The organism is Mycobacterium sp. NPDC006124 (assembly GCF_040614235.1).
Lineage (GTDB): Bacteria > Actinomycetota > Actinomycetes > Mycobacteriales > Mycobacteriaceae > Mycobacterium.
This window is the reverse complement of record NZ_JBEXUA010000015.1, coordinates 16,656-39,525: the sequence shown is the minus strand read 5'-3', so window position 1 is coordinate 39,525 and position 22,870 is coordinate 16,656. Positions and strand designations below refer to the sequence as shown.

The window sequence follows — 22,870 nt, the reverse complement described above, 5'->3', positions numbered from 1 at the left end:
ACGCGGTTTAAGGTGTGCCGATGGCGGTCAAATGGCTCGACGAACCGGAAGATCACGACTACGACGCCGCCGCGGACTACCTCAGTCTGATCAGCGAAGCCGACGCGGTCACCGCCACCGTCGCCGCCCTCAAGTCCGCGCAGACCTGTCAGCGCAAGGCCAAGGACCTGCTGCGAGCCGCCCGCCTGGACCTGCTGCCCGCCAGCAACCCCCGCGTCAAGACCGACCTCGCCAAGATCGACGCGGGCAAGAAGCTCTCACCGGTGCTGCTGGTGCGGGGCAGGGTGCTCGACGACGTGGCCCTGCAGATCGCCGACGGGTATCACCGGGTCTGCGCGAGCTATCTGACCGACGAGAACACCCCCATCCCGTGCCGGCTGGTCTCGTGGCAGTCCCCGGGCTGACGTGACGCACATCGGGTTCGGCACGCTCGCACTGCTCGTCGTCGCCGGGCTGGCCGGTCCGCTGCTGGCCTCCGTCCCCGGGCTGCGGCTGCCCGTCGTGGTCGGCGAGCTGCTGGTGGGAATTCTGTTGGGCAAGACGGGTTTCGGACTCCTGGATCACACCGATCCGACCTTCGAACTGCTGGCCAACATCGGTTTCGCCCTGGTGATGTTCGTGGTGGGGACGCACGTGCCCATCCGCGATCGCGCGCAACGCTCGGCCGCGCCGGCGGCCGTGGTCCGCGCGGTGCTGGTGGGTGCGGTCGCGGCCTGTCTTGGCGTCGGCATCGCCACGTACTTCGACACCGGACACGCCGCCCTGTACGGAGTGCTGATGGCGTCCTCGTCGGCCGCTCTGGCGCTCCCCATCATCGACGACCTGAAGCTCGGCGGCCCGTCAGTGCTGTCGCTCACAGCGCAGATCGCCGTGGCCGACACGGCCTGCATCGTGTTGTTGCCGTTGGTGATCGACCCCGCACGCGCGCCCCGGGCGGCGCTCGGCGCCCTGGCGATCGCCGTGTGTGCGGCGATCCTCTTCGTCGCGCTGCGATGGGCCAACGCCCGGGGCCTGCGCAAGCGGCTGCACCGGTACTCGGAGAGGCAGAAGTTCGCCCTCGAACTCCGGTTGAGCCTCGCGATGCTGTTCGGACTGGCGGCGCTGGCCGTCGCCACTCACGTATCGATCATGCTGGCGGGCTTCGCGCTTGGACTGGTGATCGCGTCCATTGGCCAACCACGGCGGTTGGCGCGCCAGCTGTTCGGCATCACCGATGGGTTCTTCGGACCGGTGTTCTTCGTCTGGCTGGGGGCCTCGCTGCAGGTGCGCGAGCTCGGCCAGCGACCCGAATTCATCGCACTGGGTGTGGTCTTGGGTCTCGGGGCGGTGCTCGCGCACTGTGCGGGGCGGTTGCTCGGGCAGCCGCTGGCCCTGGGTGCGATGGCCGCGGCGCAACTGGGCGTCCCCGTCGCCGCGGCCACCCTGGGCACGGAACTGAAGCTGCTGGCTCCCGGTGAACCCTCGGCGTTGATCCTCGGTGCGTTGATCACCATCGCGGTGACGACCGTGGCCGGCGTCTTCCTCGAGCGGCGTCAGCCCGCGGCCGCCCGGTAGGCGTTGGGGCTCGTGCCGTATGCGCGCTTGAACGCACCGCTCAAGGCGAAAGGCGTACCGTAGCCGACCTGCCTGGCGACCGAGGCGATGGTCGCCCCGCTGGCCCGCAGCAGGTCCGCGGCCAGCGCCAGCCGCCAGCCGGTGAGGAAGGCAATCGGTGGCTCGCCGACGAGGTCGGCGAACCTACGGGCGAACAGCGCGCGCGAACAGCCCACGGCGGCAGCCAGATTGGCGACGGTCCACGGATGCTCCGGGTTGTCGTACATGAGCCGCAGGGCGGGACCGACGACGGAGTCGTGCTCGGCGTGCCACCACGTCGGGGCGTGGTCGTCGCGGTCGAACCACGTCCGCACCACGTCCATCAGCAGCAGGTCGAGCAGGCGGTCCAGATACGCCGCCTGGCCGGCCCCGTCTCGACCGGCCTCATCGGCCAGCAACGGCACGAGCGGGGTGTGCCACTCGTCGCCGCGGAGCACCAGCACCGTCGGAAGCGCTTGCAGCAGGCGAGAACTCACCTCGCTGCGACCCTCATAGGCGCACACGACTGCGCGGTCGGCGCCCAGGGAGGCGTTGCCCCAGGTGCGGACGCCGACCGACATCTCGAAGCGCAGATCCTCCCCGCGCAGCGTCGTGCATCGGTTGCCGGGGTGGACGACCACCTGCGGTTCGGTGCCCTGCCGGTCGGCGAACAGGTAGTGCTCCACGCCGCGCGCAAGGGCGACGTCACCGGGCCCGAGTTCGAACGTGTGGCCCGAGTCGGTCTCGAGGACCGCGCTGCCGTGCGTCAGGCAAATCAGCGTCAACGGCGCGTCGTCCTGGATGCGCATGGACCACGGCGGGTCCAGTGACAAGCGCAGGACGAACGCGCCCCGGGCGCGCACCCCGTCGAGCAGTCCGCCAAGCGCATCCACGACGTCGACTGTAGACGCTGGAATATGGAATGGGGACTCTTGTCGATGGATCGTCTCGCCGTCTCGGGCTTGACTGGGCTCATGTCAACCAGTCCCTACCTGATCGCCACCACCGCGGCGGCCGTGACCGGCACCGTCGTCGGCGGCGTCTTCTACGCCTTCTCCACCTTCGTGATGACGGGCCTGGACCGCGCCCAGCCAGCGGAGGCGATCGCGGCCATGCGCGGCATCAACGCCGAAGCCCAGGCCAACGCACCGTTCCTGCTGGTGTTCGTCGGCTCGGCGGTCCTCGCGCTCGGCGTCGGCGTCACCGCGGCGTCGAGGCTCTCCCGGCCGGGCAGCGGTTACGTGCTGGCGGGCGCGGTGCTGATACTCGTGGCGTTCGTCGTGACGGTCGCGTTCAACGTACCGCTCAACGATCACCTGGCCGCGGTGGATCCGACGGGGCTGACCGCAGCGGACGCGACGCGGGAATGGCACGGGTATCGCAGTCCGTGGACCGCGTGGAATCACGTCCGGACGGGGGCTCCGTTGCTGGGGTCGGTCCTGATGCTGGTCGGGCTACGCGGCCGCTGACGCCGCGGAAGGCCATGGCGACGACACCCGCCGCGATCAGCACGAGGGTCGCGGCGATCGTCGCCGTCGGCGCGATGCCGGCGTCGAACGCGACGCGGGCCGAGTCCATCAGCCGGGTGCTCAGCGCCGGCGGCAGCGTCTGCGCGACCGAGGCGGCCCCGCCGATGCTCTCGCGGGCATCGGCGGTCTGCAGCTCAGTGAGCCCGCCTGGCAGCTCGACGCTGGCCCGGTAGTAGGCCGTGAAGATCGTGCCAAGCGTTGCGGTGCCCACGACGGCGCCGAGCTCGTAGGCCGTCTCCGAGACCGCCGAGGCGGCACCGGACTTGGCGGGTTCGACCGACGCCACGATCGTGTCGTTGGAGATGGTCTGGGACGATCCGACGCCGATTTCGAGGATCACGAACGAGACGACGACCGCCATCACGGTGAGGTCGTGCCGGAACAGCAGGATTGCGACGAACCCGGCGGCGACGAGCACCAGACCGACGATCATCAAGGCATGCGGCGCAATGCGTTTGGCGATTGGCACCACCGCGATGCCCGCGATCATCGACACCACGGCGCCGGGCAGCGTGACCAGGCCTGCGGCCAACGGGCTCAGGCCCAACACCAGCTGAAGGTGCTGGGAGATGAAGAAGATGAAACCGATGAGGCCGACGATCGACAGGAAGTTCGCCAGGATCGACGACGTGAACGCCCGGTTGGCGAAGAGTTCGACGTCGAGCATCGGGGTGGTGGTGCGCCGCTGACGACGGACGAAGACCATGCCGGAGCCGACGCCGATCACGACCGCGGCGACGACGAGCCCGGACAAGCCGTCGTGCGCCGCGGACTTCACTGCCCAGACGATCGGCAGCATCGTCGTCAACGTGAGCGCCACGCTCACCGGATCCACGGGGCCCGGATTCGGATCGCGCGACTCCGGCACCAGCCGAGGAGCCAGCACCAGCAGCGGCAAGAGGATCGGCACGGCGATCAGGAACACCGCGCCCCAGTGGAAGTGCTGCAGGAGAGCGCCGCCGACGATGGGGCCCAGCGCGGAACCGGCGGTGAAGCACGACGCCCACAGCGCGATGGCCAACCGGCGCGCGGAGGCGTCCAGGAAGATGTTGCGGATCAACGACAGCGTCGACGGCATCAACATGGCGCCGAAGACGCCGAGCAAGGCGCGCGCCCCGACGAGGTACTCGGCGCTGGGAGCGAAGGCCGCGGCGGCGGACACGACCGCGAAGCCGCCGGCGCCGATCATCAGCAGCCGGCGGCGGCCGATGCGGTCACCGAGGCTGCCCATCGTCACCAGTAGCGCGGCGAGCACCAACGAGTAGACGTCCACGATCCACAGCTGCGTGGTGGCCGGCGGGCGGAAGTCCTGCGCGATGCTGGGCAGGGCGAAGGCCAGCACGGTGTTGTCGACGGCGATGAGCAGCACCGGCAGCATGAGCACCGCGAGCGCGAACCAGGCGCGCCGGGGGGTGGGGATGGACGTCGGGGTGGCGTCCATTCGAATGGACATCTCTCTGTTCTCCTGAGGACTACTGAGCTACCACGGGTGAGAACCCTTGGCGTCAAGACTGGTTGGGGTTGATGGTGCCCTGGGTGAGGCTGGCCATGATGGCGTCGACCACCTGGACGCGAGGCGTGCCCTGTCGGGTGGCGTCGTGGCCGGCGTCCAGCAGCGCCCAGAAGACCAGCCGGGGCCACCCCGGCGGTCCGGCGGTGCCCTGGGTGGCCACGCGGTCGAGCACTTCGACGATCGCCTCGTCACCGGTGTCGAGTTCGGCGGTCAGATCCGCGTCGCGGACGATCGAGGAGTCGCAGTAGACGAACGACGCGATCGGGCCCAGGTCCAGCTGGCCCTCCACCACTCGACGCAGTGCCTCGACCGGCGGCCCACAGTGGGGTTCCGCCCGCTCGATGGCCGACGTGCTGAGTTCGTGGACGTGCAGGGCCAGCGCACGCATCAGGTCGGTGCGCTCGGCGAAGTACCTGTGCAAGGTGCTGCGTCCCACCTCGGCCGCCGCGGCGACGTCGCCGAGGGAGGCGTTCGGATTGGCGCCCAGGACGTCCATGGCGGCGTCGAGAATCGCCTTGCGGGTCCTCGAACGGGGGCCGCCAATGGCCGACAAAGACGCAGTCATGTGCATCAATTTAGCACAAGTAACCCATAGTGGGACAGTGGTGTCCCACTATGACGGAGTGGTGAATCCCCCCGGTGGGCCGCTCTGGTCGACGGGTGGCGTTGCGTATCCGGTGGAGACGGGCGACCACGCGGTAGGTGGTGTCACCGGGCGCAGCCGGTCGAGTTCCCGGCGGTGACGTTCGGCCAGCACGGCCGCCAGCACCAGGGGCGGGGGTGCCGTCGCCGGCGGTGGAGGCGAGATCTGTGCGACGACGTCGACGTAGATGCGGTACGCCATCTGATCGCGCAGCGCGGGCTCGAGTTGACTGGCCCGCACCAGGAACTGCCGGGCCAGCTCGGCCTGCTCGGCCCGCAGCCCCGACAGCTGCAGCGACGACGCCCACCAGGCAAGCTCGGGCGGCATCGGCACCGGCGGTGGCATCTTCGGTCCGCGCTCGCTGATCACCATGGTGCCGGCGAACATGTCGCCGACCCGCTTGCCCTTGGCCGACAGCATGCTGCAGATCACCGCGGGCGCCCCGGCGAACATCCAGATCTCGATGAAGCCCGAGAGCCCCCGAAACAGCGCCTGGCGGAAGCGTTCCGGGCCACCGTCGTCGGAGACGACACGCAGGCCGAGCGCCATCTTGCCCAGTGACCGTCCCCTGGTCGCCATCTCGAAGATCACCGGATAGCCCACGATGCTGAGCACCGTGAAGACGATCAGAACTGCCGCCGACAGCGCGTCGTCGAGATCGGAGATGGTGACGGCCCACAGAATGACGCCGAGCACGTAGGTGATGAAGACCACCGTCAGGTCGATCAAGGCGGCCACCGCGCGGACCGGTAGCTGGGCGATCTGGACGTCGAGGACGACGGCGTCACCCGTGACCATCGGCTCGGGCTTGGCCACCATGGCACCCAACGCTACTAGGCTCGGCCGCGTGGACGTCGATGCATTCGTCCTGGCCCACCGACCCGCGTGGGACAGGCTGGACCACTTGGTGAAGCGTCGCCGCAAACTCACCGGCGCCGAGGTCGACGAACTGGTGGACCTCTACCAGCGCGTCTCGACCCACCTGTCGATGGTGCGCACCGCCTCGGGTGACTCGGTGCTCGTCGGCCGGCTCTCGGGCCTGGTGGCCTCGGCGCGGTCGGCGGTCACCGGCGCCCACGCCCCGTTGTGGAGTGAGTTCGCCCGGTTCTGGACCGTGTCCTTCCCCGTCGTGGCCTACCGCGCCTGGCGATGGTGGCTCGGTGCGGCGGTCGCGTCCCTCGTGGTAGCCGTCCTGATGGGCAGCTGGGTGGCCGGCAGCCCCGAGGTGCAGGCCGCGGTCGGAACTCCCTCGGACATCGCGGAATTGGTCAACCACGACTTCGCGTCCTACTACAGCGAGAATCCGGCCGGCTCGTTCGCGCTGCGGGTGTGGATCAACAACTCGTGGGTCGCGGCGCAGTGCATCGGCTACGCCGTGCTGCTGGGTCTGCCCATTCCGTACGTGCTCTTTCAGAACGCGGCCAACGTCGGGGTCATCGGCGGCCTGATGTTCGACGCGGGCAAGGGCGACGTGTTCTTCGGCCTGCTGACCCCACACGGCCTGCTCGAGCTGACCGCGGTCTTCCTGGCTGCGGCCGTGGGGATGCGGCTCGGGTGGTCGGTGGTCTCGCCCGGTGACCGGCCGCGGGGCCAGGTGCTGGCCGAGCAGGGGCGGGCGGTGGTGTCGGTCGCCGTCGGGCTGGTCGTCGTGCTGCTGGTGTCCGGTCTGATCGAGGCGCTGGTGACGCCGTCCCCGCTGCCGACGTTCGTGCGCATCGCGATCGGGGTCGCCGCCGAGGCCGCGTTCCTGACCTACGTGGTGCACTTCGGGCGCAAGGCCGCCCGGGCCGGCGAGACGGGCGACGTCGACGACGCCCCCGATCTGCTGCCGACGTCCTGACCGGCTACAGCTTGCCGCTGGCCTTCATCGCCAGATATCGGTCAGCCAGTGCGGGCGCCAATTCCTCGGGCAACGCGTCCACGACGTCGACCCCGTGTCGGCGCAGCCGTGACGCGACGGCACCGCGGTCGTTGCGGGAGCGTTCGGCCGAGGCCGCGTCGTACACCTCGGCGGCATCGGCCCGCCCCGTGGCAAGACGGTCCACCCGCGGATCGCTGACCGCGGCGAGCACCACCTGGTGTCGGGCGGACAGTTGCGGCAGCACCGACATCAGCCCTTCGTCGAGCGCCGAGGAGTTCAGATCGGTCAGCAACACCACCAGCGCCCGCCGACGAATGCGGCGCTGCACCGTCGCGACCATTGCCGAGGCGTCGGATTCGACCAGCGCGGGCTGCAGCGGAGCCATCGCCGTGACGAGCGCAGGCAACAGTTCGGTGCGCGCCGCGTTGAAGACCCCGGCACGAGGCAGCCGGTCGTGGGCGACGAAGTCGACGTGGTCACCGGCCCGAGAGGCCAACGCCGCCAACAGCAATGCGGCGTCCATCGACCAGTCCAGTCGCGGCCAGCCGCTGGGGTCCCCCGAGGCGGGGTCGACGCCGACCCGGCCCGCCGACGTCCGGCCGGTGTCCAACACGATGACCACCCGGCGGTCGCGCTCGGGCCGCCACGTGCGCACGACGACGTCGGCCCGCCGAGCCGTCGCGCGCCAGTCGATGGACCGGACGTCGTCGCCGACGACGTACTCACGCAGCGAGTCGAACTCCGTGCCCTGGCCGCGAATCAGCACGGGCACCGCGCCGTCGAGTTCGCGGAGCTTCGCCAACCGCGACGGCAAGTGCTTGCGGGACAGGAACGGCGGCAGAATACGCACCTGCGCAGGCACTCGGTGCGCGGCCTGCCGGCCTGCCAGACCGAGGGGCCCGACGGAGCGCACGGTCACCGCCGCCGACTGCTGGTCGCCCCGGCGAATCGGACGCAACGTGGTGACGACCCGGAACCGTTGCCCGCCAGCGATGGTCACGCGATGCGTGCGCGGCTCCGCGCGCGCCGACGGCGCCCAGGCGTCGCGAACCCAGCCGCGGAGTTCGCGGCGGCCGGGATTCTCCACGACCAGCGCCGCCTCGACCGGCTCGCCCAGGCGAGCGGAACCGTCTCCGGTGCGGGTGAAGCGCAGCCGACGGGTGTTAACGGCCAGCGCCGCGTCGGCCACCGTCGCCGCCGCCAGGAAGATCAGCAGCACCACGAAGGTCTGAGCGGGCCACGGCGACACCCCGACGGGTAGGACGCACGCCAGGGCGACCAGCCCGACCCGGCCGGTGAGGACCACTAGCGGGGCACCGGCACCGCGGCCAGGATGCCGTCGAGGACCCCGTCGGGGGTGGCCCCTTCGAGTTCGGCCTCCGGTCGCAGCGCGATCCGGTGCCGCAGCGTCGGCCGCGCCATGGCCTTCACGTCGTCGGGGGCGACGTAGTTGCGTCCCGACAGCCACGCCCACGACCGCGCAGTCGCGAGCAGCGCCGTCGCGCCGCGGGGTGAGACGCCCAGTTGCAGTGACGGGGATGCCCGCGTCGCGCCCGCGACGTCGACGATGTAGCCCATCACCTCGTCGGCCACCAGCACCCGACTCACCGCCTCGCGTCCCGCAGCGAGTTCGGCGGGGCCCGCCACGGGGCGGATGTCGGAGAGGTTCCGCGGATCGAAACCCCGTGCGTGCCTTGACAGGATCGCAATCTCCTGGTCCCGTGGCGGCAGCGGCACGTTCAGCTTGAGCAGGAACCGGTCGAGCTGCGCCTCCGGCAACTGATAGGTGCCCTCGTACTCGATGGGATTCTGCGTCGCGGCCACGATGAAGGGGTCGGGCAGGGCGCGGGCCTCGCCGTCGACGGTGACCTGACGCTCCTCCATGGCCTCCAGAAGGGCGGCCTGGGTCTTCGGGGGCGTGCGGTTGATCTCGTCGGCCAGCAGGAGATTGGTGAACACCGGACCGGCGCGAAACTCGAACTCGGCCGTCCGAGCGTCGTACACGAGCGATCCCGTGACGTCGCCGGGCATCAGGTCCGGGGTGAACTGGACGCGTTTGAAGTCCAGCTGCAGCGCCGCGGCCAACGTGCGCACCAACAGCGTCTTGGCGACTCCGGGGACGCCCTCCAGCAGGACGTGACCACGGCACAGCAAGGCGATCACCAGGCCGCTGATCACGGCGTCCTGTCCCACGACCGCCTTCGCGATCTCGGAACGCAACGCCAGCAACGCGTTTCGAGCGCCGTCGGCGTCCGTGGTGGAAGTCGATGGGTGGTTCACGAGGTGGCGACCTGCCTTTCGATGTCGTCGAGTAGCCGCGAGAGGGTGACCAGTTGCGCGTCGTCGGAGGGGTCCGGACCGAAGAGTGCGTACTCGACGGTGGCCGGGTCGTATCCGATGCGGCGGGCGACCGTCTCGACGACGGACGCGGGATCGGACCGGGCGCCGAGGCCGATTCTCGGGAGGGTGCGCAGCAGGACCGAGGTGCGAAGTGCCGACGCGGCGCGATCGCGGGCGCGCCGCGACCGGTACAGCCGGCCGCGACCCTCGACGGTCTCGGAGGCGCGCACCACGACCGGAAGGTCCTCGGCCACCAGCGGACCGATGCGGCGCCCCTTCCACAGCGCGACGAATGCCACGGCGAGGCACAGCTGCAGCACGATCCAGCCGACCCGGCCGGGAATCAGATCCATGATCGAGGTGGCGCCGTCCGATTCACCCGCGATCCGCGTGGGGGTGTACCAGATGACCCGGGGTCGGGCGCCCGCCAAGTTCATCGCCAGCGCGGCGTTGCCCTCCTGCAGCAGTCCCGAGTTGGTCATGAAGTCGGCCGTGCCGACGACGGTGACCGTGCGGCCGCGATCGGTCTGGCGCACCAGGGCGCCGCGGTAACAACGGGTCAACGGCGTGCCGCCGTCCACGGATTCGTAGGTCTCGCTGAGGTTGAGCTGCACGCGGCCCGCCCGGGTGGCCTCGGGGAGGTCGCAGTCGGGGTCGCCACCGAAGCTGGTGTCGGCGGCCTGCTTGACGCCCGGCGCCAACGCCTCCCGGGTCCACGACGACGGCTCGACGAGCAGCAGGTCGGCCGGGAGGTCCTCGAGTCGGCGCAGCCCGTCCTCGTCGACCAGAAGGGGAGTGGGCGCCACCAAGACGAGGGAGTCCGGCCGCGCGGCACGCTCGACCCCGGCGAGGTCCTTGGTCGCCACCACGTCGACGCCGCGATCGCGCAGCAGCGTGACCAGCGCGTGGGCGCCGTCGGGGGAGGTGGCGTCGGGGTCCATGCGGCCGCCCTGCCGCGGCGCGGTCAGATACGCGGACACGGTCGCGACGCCGACGATGAGCGCCAGTGCCAGCAGCACCCACCGCAGGGTTCGCCACCGCTGCACGACGGTGGCGCCGACCGCCGAGGAGGTGTCGCTCATCGCACCTCGACCCAGCCGTCGACCGAGCCGGAGGCCTCAGGGCTGGTCGCGGCGCCGACGCCGTGGCGCACGAGATGGTCGTCGAGGTCGGCGATCATCCGGTAGGCCGACTCGGTGCCGGGCAACTCGCCGTAGGTGACGTCGTTGAAGGCCGTTGCCGCGCTTGTTAGTTCGTCGGCCAGGTTCGGCAGGGCCTGGCCGGCGTCGCGGGCGAGCTCGGTCGCGGTACGCCCCGGCACGGGCAGCACGACGGCAGTCTCCTCGAGGTGGCGGGCCACCCCGCGCACCCGCTGTCTGATCGCCGTCGCCCAATCACCCTGCGAGGCAGCCAATTCGGCGGCGGCCCGGTGCTGCGCCGAGCTCATCTCCGCCGAGCCGAACAAGGTCGCGTGCCGCCCGCGCTTGGTGCGCATGGTGCGTCGCGCCACTCGAGCCGCGATCACCACCGCCACTGTCACCAAGACCAGCAGCACGGTGATGGTGATCCAGCCGCCGGGCACCGACGCGCCGCCGGCCATGATGCGGAACAGCAGATCCTCCAGCAGAGCCCCCACCTGGTCGGTCAGGGAACCGCGCGGATAGATCGGCTTGCTCAACTCGCGCTGGGCGGCGTCGTGCGCGGCGTCGCGATCGATGTCGATGATGGGCACGTCAGCGAGGCTGGGTGAGCCAGAGGTCGTCGGTGGTGGCGACCGAACCGGTCGCGCCGGTCCGCAACACCAGATCGAAGGCCTCGGCCCTGATGCGCCGGTCGGTGTAGAGCAGCACGACGACGCCCGCGTCGAAGGGTGCGGTGATGATCTGCCCGATCGCGCTGCCGACGGTGATCAGCACCAGCGCGGCGACAATCATGGTGGTCGACTCGCCGAAGGCCAGCATGACTTGGCCGACCAGGCTGAACGGAACCGAGACCGCGCTGGCGATCACGCCGGCGATGACCACCGCCAGAAGGCGGATGCCGAACAGCCGCCAGAAGTCGTTCTTGACCAGCCGGAAGGACCGCGTAATGGCGGCCGTGATCCCGAGGCGCTCCAGCACGATGAGCGTCGGGGCGAAGCTCAGCATCGTGTACAGATAGACCAGCACTGCGACCAGCGCCAGGCCCAGTATCGTGCCGACCACGAATGCCGCTGGGCCGCCGGCGATCTCGGCGACTGCCACCACGACTCCGACGATCACGGCGATCAGTACCAGGGCGCCGACTGCCTCCAGAGCGGTGATGCCGAGCAACGGGAGCAGCCGTCCGCGCACCCGTCGCCACGCCTCGCCGACGCCGATCGTCGAACCGAACACGGCCCTGCCCACCACCACCGTCAGCAGGCCGCTGAGCACGATGCCGGCCAGCACGGTGGTCAATGCGCCGCCGGCGCTGGACAGCACCAAGGCGACGATCGACGAACCGGAGAGCTCCGTCGGGTCGGAGCCGTCGACCTGATCGAAGGACGTCGGCGACAACATGCCGCTGGAGGCCAGCGGCCCGACCTGGAGCAGCAAGGCGACGATTTGTGCCACCACGACGACCATGGCGGTCAGGCCCAGCGTGGCCTTGGGATTGGCCCGGATGTAGGACACCGCGGCGTTGAGGATGTCGGACAAGCCGAGCGGACGCAGCGCGATGATGCCCGGCTTCAGCGCGGGCGGCGGGCCCATCGGCGGGTAGCCCAGGGGCGGGTAGCCCTGATGGCCGGGTGGTGGGTAGTAGTAGCCGGATTGCGGCGGATAGCCCGGGGGTGGGTACTGACCCGGTTGCGGCGGGTAGTAACCCGGGGGCGGATACCCCGGCGGCGGTTGCTGGTGCGGCGGGAACTGCCCGTAGCCGGACGGCGGCGGATAGGCGGGCGGCGGTGGGACGGCGGGATCGCCGGCTTCGCTGCTCATGTCTTCCCATCCTGTCGATACCGGCGGTCATTCTCAACGTGTGCAGGGTGCCCGAGCGTAGCGTCTACGCCATGGCGGAACTCAAGGATCGGTTGCGCGCCGACCTCGTGGTGGCGATGAAGGCACGCGACAAGCTGACCACCGGAACGCTCCGGATGCTCCTCGCGGCGATCCAGGCCGAGGAGGTCTCGGGAGCGAAGGTGCGCGAGTTGTCCGACGACGAGGTGCTCAAGGTGCTGGCCCGTGAGTCGCGCAAGCGCGGCGAGGCCGCCCAGATCTACGTGTCGAACGGTCGCGGCGAGTTGGCGGCCAACGAGCGGGCCGAGGCGCAGGTCATCGACGACTATCTGCCCACCCAGTTCAACGACGACGAGCTCGCCAACGTGGTCAACACCGCCATGGCCCAAGTGGCCGAGGAGCTCGGACACCGGCCGGGCGCCAAGCAGATGGGCCAGGTGATGAAGGCGGCGATGGCCATCGCCGAGGGCAAGGCGGACTCGGCGCGCCTCTCGGCCGCGGTGAAGGACCGGCTCTAGCGGGTTTTCCGGCGCCGTACGGGGGTAGCCGTCATCCATGACGCGATTCGGCTACACCCTGATGACTGAGCAGAGCGGCCCCAAACAGCTTGTGGAATACGCAGTTTCGGCGGAACGCCTGGGCTTCGACTTCGAGGTCTCCAGCGACCACTACTCGCCGTGGCTGTCGGCGCAAGGCCACGCCCCGAACGCCTGGACGATGCTTGGCGCGGTCGCACACGCCACCGAGCGGGTCGAACTCTTCACCTACGTGACGTGCCCGACGATGCGATACCACCCAGCGATCGTCGCGCAGCAGGCCGCCACGCTGCAGATCCTCGCCGACGGCAGATTCACCCTGGGGGTCGGCAGCGGAGAGAACCTCAACGAACACGTCGTCGGGCAGGGGTGGCCGACGGTCAAGCGGCGCCAGGACATGCTGCGCGAGGCCGTCCAGATCATCCGGGAGTTGTTCTCCGGTGACATGGTGGACTGGAAGGGCGATTACTTCGAGGTCGACTCCGCGCGCCTGTGGGACGTGCCCGACGTACCCGTCGCCATCGCCGCCGCAGTGTCTGGCGAGCGCTCCATCGAGACGTTCTCGCCGTTGGTCGACCATCTGATCGCCGTCGAACCGGACAAGGAACTCGTCGACGGGTGGCACTCTGCCCGCAAGGGCACCGGGCTGCCCGGTGACTCGAGGATCGTCGGCCAGATTCCCATTTGCTGGGACACCGACGAGGCCGCCGCCGTCGCGCGGGCGCACGAGCAGTTCCGCTGGTTCGCCGGTGGCTGGTCGGTCAACGCCGACCTTCCGACGACCGCGGGCTTCGCCGGGGCGACCCAGTTCGTCCGGGAGGAGGACGTCGCATCGTCCATCCCGTGCGGACCGGATCTCGACGCCATCGTCGAGGCGGTCCGCAAGTACTGGGAGGCGGGCTTCACCGACATCGCCCTGGTTCAGGTCGGCGACGAGGGGCAGGACCGCTTTCTCGAGCAGGCAGCCGCGCCACTGCTGGACAAACTGCGCAACGCCGCTGGTTAGAGGCCTGCGGTTTGGCTTTCGCTATCGTGGGAAGTCATTTGCCGATAGCAAACCTACGAGGGGAGACTTCGTGCTCACGTCGTTGCTCGTTGGATATGCCGCCCTGGCGGTCGTCGCGGCCGTGGTCGCCTTCGTCGCCAGCGCCCGTCTGGGAGACGGACGTCGGCCGGTGCCGCAGCGTCTCGGATTGAGCGTGGCGGCAGGCGCGGTCTGGCCCGTCATCCTGCTTGGCGTGGTCGAGGTCAGCTCGTTCGCGATGTATGCCAAGGCTCATCAACACGACGGCGAGACCGATCGGGTGCTCGTCAAGGTCTGACATTCACGGCCCGACATCGCGTCGGATGGTGGCGGTCGTCACGATTCGGTACGAAATCGTGACCAAGTTGAGATAAGCTCGCGTGGCGGGTCGGGGAGGGCCATCGCGCGAGAGGTTTTACCATGTCCGATCTTGAATCGCATGAACACCGCACCACCACGCCACGGCCGAGGGACTTTCGCGTTACCGTCCGTCGCAGTCTCGCCGCATTGGCCGTCGCCCTCTTCGCCTCCGCGTTGGGCGCCCAGGCGGTCGACGTCGCCCCACCGTCATCGGCCGACACCGTCGACCAATTCACGGTCCGCACCGTCGGTCTCACCCAGTCGGTCAATCCCGGCACGCCCGGCCAATGCACCTGGGGTGCTGCCCAGAAGTGGTTCGAGGCCACCGGGTCCTACCCGGCAATGCGCGGTGACGCGTGGAATTGGGTCAACGCCGCCCGCGCCGCCGGCTACACCGTCGTCGACGCGCCCACCGAACGTTCCATCGTCGTCTTCCAACCGGGTGCGGCGGGTGCGGGTGGCTACGGCCACGTCGCCTGGGTCGACTCCGTGACGTCGCAGGCCGGCGGTCAGTGGATTCACGTGACGGAGATGAACGGTCTCGCCGGCGAGGGCCTGTGGAACGACCGCGACGTCCAGAACGTCCCGGGCATGGCCTACGTGCTGCTGCCCTGAGGGCCCGAAACATCAGAAGGCCCCGACCGGTGTTCCGGTGGGGGCCTCTGATGTGCACGTACGCGGTCGGGGTAGCGGGATTCGAACCCACGACCTCTTCGTCCCGAACGAAGCGCGCTACCAAGCTGCGCCATACCCCGCGTAGAGCCTCGTCAGCTTAACGCACCGGGCCAGCCGGACGCGAAACGCCTGGACCGGCGGGGTGACGCGATTGATCGACGCCTGAATGGGTAGACAAGTCGTGCACGGAATGGAATTCCAGGCCGGCGGCGTTATAGACGCTGAGTCCGACGATCTGCTCGAGGAGAGGCAATCACATGACCGGGTTGGGAGCCACGATTTACTTCGGGTTGTTCGCCATCGCCGCATTGTGGCTGTTCGCGACGTCCGAGCGCTTCGGCCGCAACGTGTTTCAGAGCGGCGATCACACCCAGCGTCCCGAGCGCTCGAACTCGTGGAGCACCGAGGCCGACGCCGAGGGATCCAATCCCTGGCTGCTCAGCCAGCCCGGGTCGAAGTAGCTGTCGCCGTAGCGTTCGCCCGCGTCACAGAGCAGCGTCACCACGGATCCGCTCCGGCCCGCCGAGATCATCTCGGCCAGCAACCTGAACGCGCCCCAGACGTTCGTTCCGGTGGACGGTCCCACTTTTCGGCCCAACACCGCGCTGACGTGGTGCGCTGCAGCCACCGACGCCGCGTCCGGAACGACCAACATGCGGTCGATCACGCTGGGCAGAAACGACGGCTCGACCCGCGGTCGTCCGATGCCCTCGATGCGCGATGACGAACCCGTGACGTCGCGTCGGCCCTGCGCGTAGGACGGAAAGAACGCGGAATTCTCCGGGTCCACGACGCAGAGTTGGGTGGCGTGCCGCCGGTAGCGCAGGTAGCGGCCGATGGTCGCACTGGTGCCACCCGTGCCCGCGCCGACGACGATCCACTCCGGCGTCGGAAACCGTTCGTCGCGCATCTGGTCGAAGATCGACTCGGCGATGTTGTTGTTGCCGCGCCAGTCCGTGGCGCGTTCGGCGTTGGTGAACTGATCCAGGTAGTGCCCACCGGTCTCGCGTGCCAGCCGTTCGGCCTCGGCGTAGACCTGGCCGGACTGGGCGACGAAATGGCAACGGCCGCCCTGCGATTCGATCAGCCGGATCTTGGTGGTGCTGGTCGAGGACGGCATGACGGCGATGAAGGGCAGGCCGAGCATTGCCGCGAAGTAGGCCTCCGAGACCGCCGTCGACCCGGACGAGGCCTCGATGATCGTGGTGTTCTCGCCGACCCAGCCGTTGCAGAGCGCGTAGAGGAACAGCGACCGCGCCAGCCGGTGCTTGAGGCTGCCGGTGAGGTGGGTCGTCTCGTCCTTCAGGTACAGCTCGACCTGCACGCCGTCACACCACGCCGACGGCAGCGGATACCGCAGCAGATGGGTGTCGGCGCTGCGCCGGGCGTCGGCCTCGATCAACCGGATCGCGTTGTCCACCCACTCCCGTGGGTGACGGCGGACGGCGACGGAGTCGCGACCGGTCAACGCGCCGATACAGTCGGGTGCGACATGCTCACCCGGCTGCCAAGGCTGCCCCCGCCAGTCGGAGCCGCCACCAGCGTCAGCAGCGTGGCCTCGGGACGGCAGCAGAACCGGTACGGCGCGTACGGCGAGGTGCCGAGCCCCGCGGAGACGTGCAGTTGCATGTGGGCACCCCACCGCGACGGCCCCTTGGCCCGCGACGGGTCCAGGTCGCAATTGGTCACCAGCGCACCCTTGAACGGCAGGCACATCTGGCCGCCGTGGGTGTGCCCGGCCAGCACCAGCTGATACCCGTCGTCGGCGAACCGGTCGAGCACCCGCGTGTAGGGCGCGTGGGTCAGGCCAAGCGTCAGGTTGGCCGCCGGGCTCGCGGGACCGGCGACCGTGTCGTAGCGGTCGCGGGACAGGTGCGGGTCATCGACGCCTGCGGCGGCGACGAGCTGCCCCCTGACCTCGACCTCGCGACGGGTGTGCGTCATGTCCAACCAGCCACGCTCGGTGAACGCAGCACGGAGGTCTTGCCACGGCAGCGGCTCGCCGCTGACCCGATGCGACGGCCGGAACAGGTAGTTCGTTGGGTTCTTCGGCGTCGGACCGAAGTAGTCGTTGCTTCCGAAGACGAACAGTCCGGGCACCGACAGCAGGTCGCCGAGCGCCTGCACCACCGACGGCACGGCCTTCGGGTGCGCCAGGTTGTCACCGGTGTTGATGACGAGGTCGGGTTCCCACCCGGCGAGCTCGCGGATCCACTCCTGCTTACGGCGCTGCCGCGGCGTCATGTGGAGGTCGCTGAGGTGCAACACGCGCAGCGGGGCGGACCCGGGCGTGAGCACCGGCATCGTCGTCTCCCGCACCACGAACGCGTTGCGTTCGATCAGCGTGGCGTAGGCGATGCCCGCGGCCAGGGAGCCGACGGCCAGCGAGCCGGCCAACGAGGCGGGGTTCTTCAATACCGTCGAACGGGCGAGCATGGGTGCAGCCTACTGCCCACAGCTGGTGACCACCTGGTCTCCGGGTGGCGAGATCGTCGACCCCGCAGACCGCTACGGAGGCGGCGGTGGCGGGGGCGGACCCAGCACCGGAACCGTGATGGGCGGCAGACCGGGGATCATCACGACCGTGGACCCCACGGGTGCGGGGATCGCGTTCGGATCGTTGGGGTCGAACGGCAATCCCGGCGGCGGTGGTGGTGGCGCCGGGGCGATGCCGTTGCTGATCTGGATCGTGATGATCGAGCCCGGCACGGTCTGGCCGTTGGGGGAGGTCCCGACGACCGCGCCCGCGGGTGACGAGCTGTTGACGGGGGTGGCCTGATCGGCGACCTGGAATCCGGCGTCCTTGAGGCGTTGCCGAGCCAGGTCTTGGGTCATGCCCGCCACGCTGGGCACCTTCGAGCCCGGCGCCCCGTCGACGTAGCGCGGATCGGTCGGCGGCAGCGCCACGTCGTCGGGGGTGAACTGCTTCATCGCGGTGAACCAGGTGCGCGCCGGTTCGTTGCCGCCGTAGAGGTTGCCCGAACCGCACTGCCGCAACGGGAACGAGCACAGGTCCGACGGTGAGGATGAGTCGTCGTAGATGTAGTTGGCCGCGGCGTAGGCGTTGGTGAACCCCAGGAAGCCCGAGGACCGGTGTGCCTCGGTGGTCCCCGTCTTGCCGGACACCGGCAGGGACCAGCCGGCCGAACTGGCCGCACTCGCGGCGGTGCCGCTCTGGTCGTCCTTGCTCATGGCGTTGGCCAGGGTGTTGGCCAGCCCCTCGGGCACGACCTGCTCGCAGGTCTCGGTGGTGACCGAGACGTCCTTGCCGTTGCGGTCGTAGATCTTGTCGATCGGGTTGGGCGGGCACCACGTGCCCCCCGAGGCCAGGGTGGCGGCGACGTTCGACAGCTCGAGCGGGTTGACCTCGATGGGGCCCAGGGTGAACGAGCCGAGATTCTGCCGCTTCACGAAGTCGGCCAGGCTCTCGTTGCTGTCCGGGTCGTAGGCGCGGGCCGTGCCGGGCAGCGCATAGGACCGAAGCCCCAGCTTGACCGCCATGTCGACGGTGCGTTGCACCCCGACCTGGGAGATGAGCTTCGCGAAGGCGGTGTTGGGCGAGGTCGCCAAGGCGTCGGTGACGCTGATGGCGCCGCGGTAGCTGCCGTCGTTGAGCACGCACCACGTGGCCGGCGGGCACCCCTTGGCGCCACCGCTGCCGAGGCCCTTGGCCTCGAAGCGCGCCGGAGCGTCCAGCTGGGCGTTGATGCCCATGCCCATCTCCAGCGCCGCCGAGGTGGTGAACAACTTGAAGATCGAGCCCGCGCCGTCACCGACCAGGGAGAAGGGCTGCGGTTGCATGGTCTCGCCGGTGTCGCCGTTGAGCCCGTAGGTGCGATTGGACGCCATGGCCACGATCGGGTGGGAGTCCTTGCCCGGCTTGATGACGTTCATGACGCTGGCGACGCCGTCGAGGTCTGGCGCGGCGAAGTTGGTGATCGCCGACTTCACCGAGTTCTGGATGTCGGGGTCCAACGTGGTCTTGATCAGATAGCCGCCCTTGGCGACCTGCTCCTTGCTGATCCCGGCGCGGGCCAGGTAGTCGAGCACGTAGTCGCAGAAGAACGCGCGGTCGCCGGCGGCGATGCAACCGCGCGGTAGTTCGTTGGGCTGCGGGAGCACGCCGAGTGGCTCCTGCTTCGCGGCGCGCAGTGCGTCGGCCTCCTGTGGAACATTGTCGATCATGGTGTCCAGCACCACGTTTCGACGTTCCAGGGCGCCCTCGGGGTTGGTGTACGGATTCAGCGCACTCGTCGACTGCACCATGCCCGCCAGCAGAGCGGCCTGCTGCCAGTTCAGCTGAGAGGCGTCGACGCCGAAGTAGGTCTGCGCGGCGTCCTGCACACCGAACGCGCCGTTGCCGAACGACACCAGGTTGAGGTAGCGCGTCAGGATCTCCGACTTGGTGAAGGTCTTGTCCAGCGTCAGCGCCATGCGGATCTCGCGCAGCTTGCGGGCGGGCGTGGTCTCGATCGCCGCGCGCTTCTCGGCGTCGGTCTGCGCGATCACCAAGAGTTGGTAGTTCTTGACGTACTGCTGTTCGAGGGTGGAGCCGCCGCGGGTGTCGGCCGCGCCGGTGACGTAGCCGGACAGGCCGGTGAGCGTGCCCTTCCAGTCGACGCCGTTGTGCTCGGCGAAACGCTTGTCCTCGATGGAGACGATCGCCAGCTTCATCGAGTTGGCGATCTGGTCGCTCTTGACCTCGAATCGGCGCTGGGTGTAGAGCCAGGCGAGCGGGTTGCCCTTGGCGTCGACCATCGTCGACACCGCCGGAACCTCACCCTCGACCAGTTGGGCGGAACCGTTGGCGACGACGTCGGAGGCGCGGTTGGACATCAAGCCGAAGCCGCCGACCAACGGGAACATCAGGCCCGCGGCGACGACGCTGGCCAGCAGAACGCACCAGGCGAGCTTGATCAGCGTGACCGCGGCGGGCACGCGCCGCGGCGGCGGCGTCGCCTGCGATCGGTCGGACATGGCTACAGAGTAGCGAGAGAGGCGGACCGATCCTTACCAGCACCGCAGCGGTGGCACCGACCCCCCCGGGGCTGCGCTGCGCAACCGCAAATCGTAGGCAAGGATGTATCACGGCACGGTCGTCCCAAAAATTCGTGATTTAGCTGTTGCGCAAAACCCCCCTGACCACCTAGCTTTGACTGACAGTGCGATCTAGGTAACACTCCCAATCGCAATGTGGCGTAGATCGCAATGGCGAACTACACCGAAGACTGCGCCGTCGCAGGGGGCGGCTGGACGAAGGGATCGCTGGTGTCAGGAATACGGCCCGCGGCGCGCAGGACAGTCACGAGTTCCCCAGTCAACGGTGTGGTGGTTCAAAGCGCCGAAGCAGAAGCCCGCATCGCCTGGGTGTCGCAGGCCCGTTGCCGCCAGGCCGACCCCGACGAGCTGTTCGTTCGCGGTGCCGCTCAGCGCAAGGCCGCCGTCATCTGCCGGCACTGCCCGGTGATCTCCGAATGCGGAGCCGACGCACTGGACAACCGCGTCGAGTTCGGCGTGTGGGGCGGCATGACCGAGCGTCAGCGCCGGGCCCTGCTCAAGCAGCATCCCGAGGTCGTGTCCTGGGCCGAATTCTTCGCCGCCCAGCGCAAGCACCGCAGCGCCGTCTAATCCGCCCGGCTCAGTCCAGGCTGCCGGTGATCTGATCGGCGATCGCCCGCAGCGCTTCGAGGTCGGAGACGTCGAACGGCAACGAGGGCACACCGACGATCGCCACCTGCGGGTTGGCTCCGGTGAACCGAGACAGCAGGCGCACCTCCCGCTTCGCCGTCTGGGCGCGGTCGGCGTGCACCCGCAGCACCGCCGCGGCCAAGCCGTCGTCGGCGCCGTCGCCCGACAACTGATCCGCGGACTCCCGGGCCTTGTCGATTTGCAGGTCGCACAGCGTGGGGTGCGTGCGGTTGAGGATCAGGCCGGCGAGCGGCATCTTCTCGGTGGAGAGCCGGTCGACGAAGAACGACGCCTCCCGCAGGGCGTCGGGCTCGGCAGCCGAGACGACGACGAACTGGGTGCCGCGGCGCTTCAACAATTCGTAGGTGCGGTCCGCCTTCTCCCGGAACCCGCTGAACGTCGAGTCCAGGGCTTGAACGAAACCGGCGGCGTCGGAGAGCATCTGAGAGCCCAGCACCGTCGAGAGCGCCTTCATCGCCAGCCCGACCGCGCCGGTCACCAGCTTGCCGATGCCCCGGCCCGGCGCCAACAGCAGACGCCACAACCGACTGTCCATGAAGCTGCCGAGCCGCTTCGGGGCGTCGAGGAAGTCCAGCGCGTTGCGCGACGGGGGAGTGTCCACCACGACCAGGTCCCACTTGTCCTCGCCGAGCAACTGGCCGAGCTTCTCCATGGCCATGTACTCCTGCGTGCCCGCCAGAGACGTTGCGACGGTTTGGTAGAACTGGTTCTCCAAGATCGCCTCCGCGCGGTCGCCGCCGGAGTACTGGATGACCATCTCGTCGAACGTGCGACGCATGTCGAGCATCATCGCGTGCAGTTCGCCGGTCACCTCGGGGGCCAGCGGCACGCGCTGCGGCGTGTTGCCAAGGTCCTTGATGCCCAGCGCCTGGGCGAGGCGCTTGGCCGGGTCGATGGTCAACACGACCACGGTGCGGCCGTACTCCGCCGCCCGCAGCGCCATCGCCGCAGCGGTCGTGGTCTTACCGACACCGCCTGCGCCGCAACACACCACGACGCGATTGGATCGGTCGACGAGGATCGATTGCAGATCGAGCGGGGTGGGTGCGGGGCTCATCTCACTCCTTGCTGGCCAAGCGCTTCGGCGAGTTCGTACAGGCTGCCCAGGTCGACACCGTCGGAGATGGCGGGCAGTTCCAGCCGCGGCACGTCGACCTCGTCGAGTTGGGCCGCACTCTCGGCACGCGCGCTGATCCGCGTCGCGTGCTGAATGGTCTCGGTGAGCAGACCGGCGAAGTCGTCGTCGCCCAACGTGATTCCCACCTTGGCGAGGCCCGCGCGCACCGCGTCCGCGTCGACGTCCCCCTCGGCGGCCTTCGCGAGGTCGTCCGCGTCGAGGTAGGCGGGGATGTTGCGGTTGACGATGACGCTGCCGATCGGCAACCCGAGTTCCTTGAGCTCGTCGACGGCCTCCAGGGTCTCCTGGATGGGCAGGGCCTCCAGCAGCGTGACGAGGTGGATGGCCGTCAGCTCGGAGTGCAGCAGCTTGACCACGCCCTCGGCCTGCGAGTGCACCGGCCCGCCCTTGGCCAGATCGGAGACGGCCTTGGTGACGTCGAGGAAGCGCGCGATGCGGCCGGTCGGCGGGGAGTCGACCACGACGGCGTCGTATGCCGTGGGCTTGCCCTTCGCATTCTTGGTGCCCTGCTTCTGAGACCGCACCACGATCTCCTTGACCTTGCCGGTGAGCAGCACGTCGCGCAGCCCGGGTGCGATCGTCGTCGCGAACTCGACGGCGCCGATGCGGCGCATCGCCCGGCCGGCGATGCCCAGGTTGTAGAACATGTCGAGGTATTCGAGGAACGCGGCCTCGGTGTCGATGGCCAGTGCGTTGACCTGGCCGCCTCGCTCGGCGGTCGCGATCTTGACCTCTTCATACGGCAGCGGTGGAACGTCGAAGAGTTGCGCGATGCCTTGGCGGCCCTCGACTTCGACGAGCAGCACCTTGCGACCGCCCGCGGCCAGCGCCAGCGCCAGCGCCGCGGCGATCGTCGACTTGCCCGTGCCGCCCTTGCCGGTCACGAAGTGAAGTCGCGCTTCGTTGAGCCGGGACGGCCAGCCTACGGAACGGCTGCTGGGATCGGGAACATCGTTGCTCACTCCTGCATGCTAGCCATCTGATGCACGGGC

Annotated in this window: 22 protein-coding genes, 1 tRNA gene and 1 pseudogene; 9 read left to right on the top strand and 15 right to left on the bottom strand. The window is 69.2% G+C overall.

Annotation, left to right across the window (positions count from 1 at the left end; genetic code table 11):
- Positions 1–20 precede the first annotated feature (20 nt).
- Positions 21–404 carry a hypothetical protein gene (locus ABZ195_RS23980; RefSeq protein ID WP_355222176.1) on the top strand — a complete coding sequence of 128 codons (384 nt, stop codon included), beginning with the start codon at positions 21–23 and terminating at the stop codon, positions 402–404.
- A gap of 1 nt (position 405) precedes the next feature.
- Entirely contained in the window at positions 406–1,554 is a 1,149-nt protein-coding gene (locus tag ABZ195_RS23975) for a cation:proton antiporter (protein WP_355222174.1), read from the top strand.
- Here the strand turns inward: ABZ195_RS23975 and ABZ195_RS23970 are convergent.
- Positions 1,533–2,465 (bottom strand): AraC family transcriptional regulator, encoded by a 933-nt coding sequence (locus ABZ195_RS23970; RefSeq protein WP_355222172.1) that lies wholly within the window; start codon positions 2,463–2,465, stop codon positions 1,533–1,535. The two genes, ABZ195_RS23975 and ABZ195_RS23970, sit on opposite strands and share 22 nt — an antisense overlap.
- Positions 2,466–2,489: 24 nt before the next feature.
- On the opposite strand from ABZ195_RS23970, the pseudogene ABZ195_RS23965 reads away from it, so the two are divergent.
- Positions 2,490–2,954: pseudogene (locus tag ABZ195_RS23965) on the top strand (anthrone oxygenase family protein); the annotation flags it as partial.
- On the opposite strand, the gene lfrA reads toward ABZ195_RS23965, so the two are convergent.
- Genes lfrA through ABZ195_RS23950 form a run of 3 tightly spaced genes read right to left on the bottom strand, consistent with a single transcriptional unit; the run spans position 2,878 to position 6,076 of the window.
- Positions 2,878–4,554, bottom strand: coding sequence for an efflux MFS transporter LfrA (gene lfrA / locus ABZ195_RS23960; RefSeq protein WP_355222170.1), 1,677 nt, complete (start codon positions 4,552–4,554; stop codon positions 2,878–2,880). The pseudogene ABZ195_RS23965 and the gene lfrA overlap by 77 nt on opposite strands.
- Before the next feature lie 52 nt (positions 4,555–4,606).
- A complete protein-coding gene (locus tag ABZ195_RS23955; protein ID WP_355222168.1) occupies positions 4,607–5,179 on the bottom strand; it encodes a helix-turn-helix domain-containing protein in 573 nt (190 codons plus the stop codon).
- Between the two features lie 48 nt (positions 5,180–5,227).
- Positions 5,228–6,076, bottom strand: a complete 849-nt coding sequence (locus tag ABZ195_RS23950; protein ID WP_355222166.1) for an RDD family protein — start codon at positions 6,074–6,076, stop codon at positions 5,228–5,230.
- 28 nt (positions 6,077–6,104) lie between these two features.
- Here ABZ195_RS23950 and ABZ195_RS23945 point away from each other — a divergent pair, with 28 nt between their 5' ends.
- Positions 6,105–7,097 carry a stage II sporulation protein M gene (locus tag ABZ195_RS23945; RefSeq protein ID WP_355222164.1) on the top strand — a complete coding sequence of 331 codons (993 nt, stop codon included), beginning with the start codon at positions 6,105–6,107 and terminating at the stop codon, positions 7,095–7,097.
- A 4-nt stretch (positions 7,098–7,101) separates the two neighbouring features.
- On the opposite strand, the gene ABZ195_RS23940 is transcribed toward ABZ195_RS23945, so the two are convergent.
- Genes ABZ195_RS23940 through ABZ195_RS23920 form a run of 5 tightly spaced genes read right to left on the bottom strand, consistent with a single transcriptional unit; the run spans position 7,102 to position 12,418 of the window.
- Positions 7,102–8,424, bottom strand: coding sequence for a DUF58 domain-containing protein (locus tag ABZ195_RS23940; protein ID WP_355222162.1), 1,323 nt, complete (start codon positions 8,422–8,424; stop codon positions 7,102–7,104).
- On the bottom strand, positions 8,424–9,398 hold the full coding sequence (locus tag ABZ195_RS23935; RefSeq protein ID WP_355222160.1) for a MoxR family ATPase: 975 nt from the start codon (positions 9,396–9,398) through the stop codon (positions 8,424–8,426). The genes ABZ195_RS23940 and ABZ195_RS23935 overlap by 1 nt, the downstream gene beginning before the upstream one ends.
- Positions 9,395–10,540 carry a DUF4350 domain-containing protein gene (locus tag ABZ195_RS23930; RefSeq protein ID WP_355222158.1) on the bottom strand — a complete coding sequence of 382 codons (1,146 nt, stop codon included), beginning with the start codon at positions 10,538–10,540 and terminating at the stop codon, positions 9,395–9,397. Before ABZ195_RS23930 ends, ABZ195_RS23935 begins: the two co-directional genes overlap by 4 nt.
- Positions 10,537–11,190: a DUF4129 domain-containing protein gene (locus ABZ195_RS23925; RefSeq protein ID WP_355222156.1), complete on the bottom strand. Its 654-nt coding sequence runs from the start codon at positions 11,188–11,190 to the stop codon at positions 10,537–10,539. The genes ABZ195_RS23930 and ABZ195_RS23925 overlap by 4 nt, the downstream gene beginning before the upstream one ends.
- Before the next feature lies 1 nt (position 11,191).
- The gene (locus ABZ195_RS23920) at positions 11,192–12,418 is read right to left on the bottom strand and encodes a hypothetical protein (protein ID WP_355222154.1); all 1,227 of its coding nucleotides are present in this window, start codon (positions 12,416–12,418) and stop codon (positions 11,192–11,194) included.
- Between the two features lie 71 nt (positions 12,419–12,489).
- Between ABZ195_RS23920 and ABZ195_RS23915 the strand changes: the two genes are divergently transcribed.
- The 4 genes from ABZ195_RS23915 (at position 12,490) to ABZ195_RS23900 (ending at position 14,971) form a co-directional block, all read left to right on the top strand.
- Positions 12,490–12,954: a GatB/YqeY domain-containing protein gene (locus ABZ195_RS23915; protein ID WP_355222337.1), complete on the top strand. Its 465-nt coding sequence runs from the start codon at positions 12,490–12,492 to the stop codon at positions 12,952–12,954.
- Positions 12,955–12,991: 37 nt separating this feature from the next.
- The gene (locus ABZ195_RS23910; RefSeq protein ID WP_355222152.1) at positions 12,992–13,978 is read left to right on the top strand and encodes an LLM class F420-dependent oxidoreductase; all 987 of its coding nucleotides are present in this window, start codon (positions 12,992–12,994) and stop codon (positions 13,976–13,978) included.
- 70 nt (positions 13,979–14,048) lie between these two features.
- Positions 14,049–14,294 (top strand): hypothetical protein, encoded by a 246-nt coding sequence (locus ABZ195_RS23905; protein WP_355222150.1) that lies wholly within the window; start codon positions 14,049–14,051, stop codon positions 14,292–14,294.
- A gap of 122 nt (positions 14,295–14,416) precedes the next feature.
- Positions 14,417–14,971: a CHAP domain-containing protein gene (locus ABZ195_RS23900; protein WP_355222148.1), complete on the top strand. Its 555-nt coding sequence runs from the start codon at positions 14,417–14,419 to the stop codon at positions 14,969–14,971.
- 66 nt (positions 14,972–15,037) lie between these two features.
- Here ABZ195_RS23900 and ABZ195_RS23895 read toward each other — a convergent pair.
- The 4 genes from ABZ195_RS23895 to ponA2 all read right to left on the bottom strand — a co-directional run bounded on the left by ABZ195_RS23895 (position 15,038) and on the right by ponA2 (position 20,008).
- Positions 15,038–15,111 (bottom strand) — tRNA-Pro (locus tag ABZ195_RS23895).
- 284 nt (positions 15,112–15,395) lie between these two features.
- Positions 15,396–16,499 (bottom strand): PLP-dependent cysteine synthase family protein, encoded by a 1,104-nt coding sequence (locus tag ABZ195_RS23890; RefSeq protein WP_355222146.1) that lies wholly within the window; start codon positions 16,497–16,499, stop codon positions 15,396–15,398.
- Positions 16,496–17,467 carry a metallophosphoesterase gene (locus ABZ195_RS23885; protein ID WP_355222145.1) on the bottom strand — a complete coding sequence of 324 codons (972 nt, stop codon included), beginning with the start codon at positions 17,465–17,467 and terminating at the stop codon, positions 16,496–16,498. The genes ABZ195_RS23890 and ABZ195_RS23885 overlap by 4 nt, the downstream gene beginning before the upstream one ends.
- Before the next feature lie 72 nt (positions 17,468–17,539).
- A complete protein-coding gene (ponA2, locus tag ABZ195_RS23880; RefSeq protein ID WP_355222143.1) occupies positions 17,540–20,008 on the bottom strand; it encodes a transglycosylase/D,D-transpeptidase PonA2 in 2,469 nt (822 codons plus the stop codon).
- Positions 20,009–20,299: 291 nt separating this feature from the next.
- Here ponA2 and ABZ195_RS23875 point away from each other — a divergent pair, with 291 nt between their 5' ends.
- The gene (locus tag ABZ195_RS23875) at positions 20,300–20,659 is read left to right on the top strand and encodes a WhiB family transcriptional regulator (protein ID WP_355222335.1); all 360 of its coding nucleotides are present in this window, start codon (positions 20,300–20,302) and stop codon (positions 20,657–20,659) included.
- A gap of 10 nt (positions 20,660–20,669) precedes the next feature.
- Here the strand turns inward: ABZ195_RS23875 and ABZ195_RS23870 are convergent, their stop codons facing one another.
- Together ABZ195_RS23870 and ABZ195_RS23865 are read right to left on the bottom strand one after the other, a co-directional pair.
- Entirely contained in the window at positions 20,670–21,797 is a 1,128-nt protein-coding gene (locus ABZ195_RS23870; RefSeq protein ID WP_355222141.1) for an ArsA family ATPase, read from the bottom strand.
- Positions 21,794–22,840 carry an ArsA family ATPase gene (locus ABZ195_RS23865; RefSeq protein WP_355222139.1) on the bottom strand — a complete coding sequence of 349 codons (1,047 nt, stop codon included), beginning with the start codon at positions 22,838–22,840 and terminating at the stop codon, positions 21,794–21,796. The genes ABZ195_RS23870 and ABZ195_RS23865 overlap by 4 nt, the downstream gene beginning before the upstream one ends.
- Between the last annotated feature and the right edge of the window lie 30 nt (positions 22,841–22,870).

Bases quoted from the DNA above. Each gene is read 5' to 3' on its own strand.
- ABZ195_RS23980 (WP_355222176.1), top strand. From the start codon at position 21: ATGGCGGTCAAATGGCTCGACGAACCGGAAGATCACGACTACGACGCC.
- lfrA (WP_355222170.1), bottom strand. From the start codon at position 4,554: ATGTCCATTCGAATGGACGCCACCCCGACGTCCATCCCCACCCCCCGG.
- ABZ195_RS23955 (WP_355222168.1), bottom strand. From the start codon at position 5,179: ATGACTGCGTCTTTGTCGGCCATTGGCGGCCCCCGTTCGAGGACCCGC.
- ABZ195_RS23950 (WP_355222166.1), bottom strand. From the start codon at position 6,076: ATGGTGGCCAAGCCCGAGCCGATGGTCACGGGTGACGCCGTCGTCCTC.
- ABZ195_RS23930 (WP_355222158.1), bottom strand. From the start codon at position 10,540: ATGAGCGACACCTCCTCGGCGGTCGGCGCCACCGTCGTGCAGCGGTGG.
- ABZ195_RS23920 (WP_355222154.1), bottom strand. From the start codon at position 12,418: ATGAGCAGCGAAGCCGGCGATCCCGCCGTCCCACCGCCGCCCGCCTAT.
- ABZ195_RS23915 (WP_355222337.1), top strand. From the start codon at position 12,490: ATGGCGGAACTCAAGGATCGGTTGCGCGCCGACCTCGTGGTGGCGATG.
- ABZ195_RS23910 (WP_355222152.1), top strand. From the start codon at position 12,992: ATGACGCGATTCGGCTACACCCTGATGACTGAGCAGAGCGGCCCCAAA.
- ABZ195_RS23900 (WP_355222148.1), top strand. From the start codon at position 14,417: ATGTCCGATCTTGAATCGCATGAACACCGCACCACCACGCCACGGCCG.
- ABZ195_RS23885 (WP_355222145.1), bottom strand. From the start codon at position 17,467: ATGCTCGCCCGTTCGACGGTATTGAAGAACCCCGCCTCGTTGGCCGGC.
- ponA2 (WP_355222143.1), bottom strand. From the start codon at position 20,008: ATGTCCGACCGATCGCAGGCGACGCCGCCGCCGCGGCGCGTGCCCGCC.
- ABZ195_RS23870 (WP_355222141.1), bottom strand. From the start codon at position 21,797: ATGAGCCCCGCACCCACCCCGCTCGATCTGCAATCGATCCTCGTCGAC.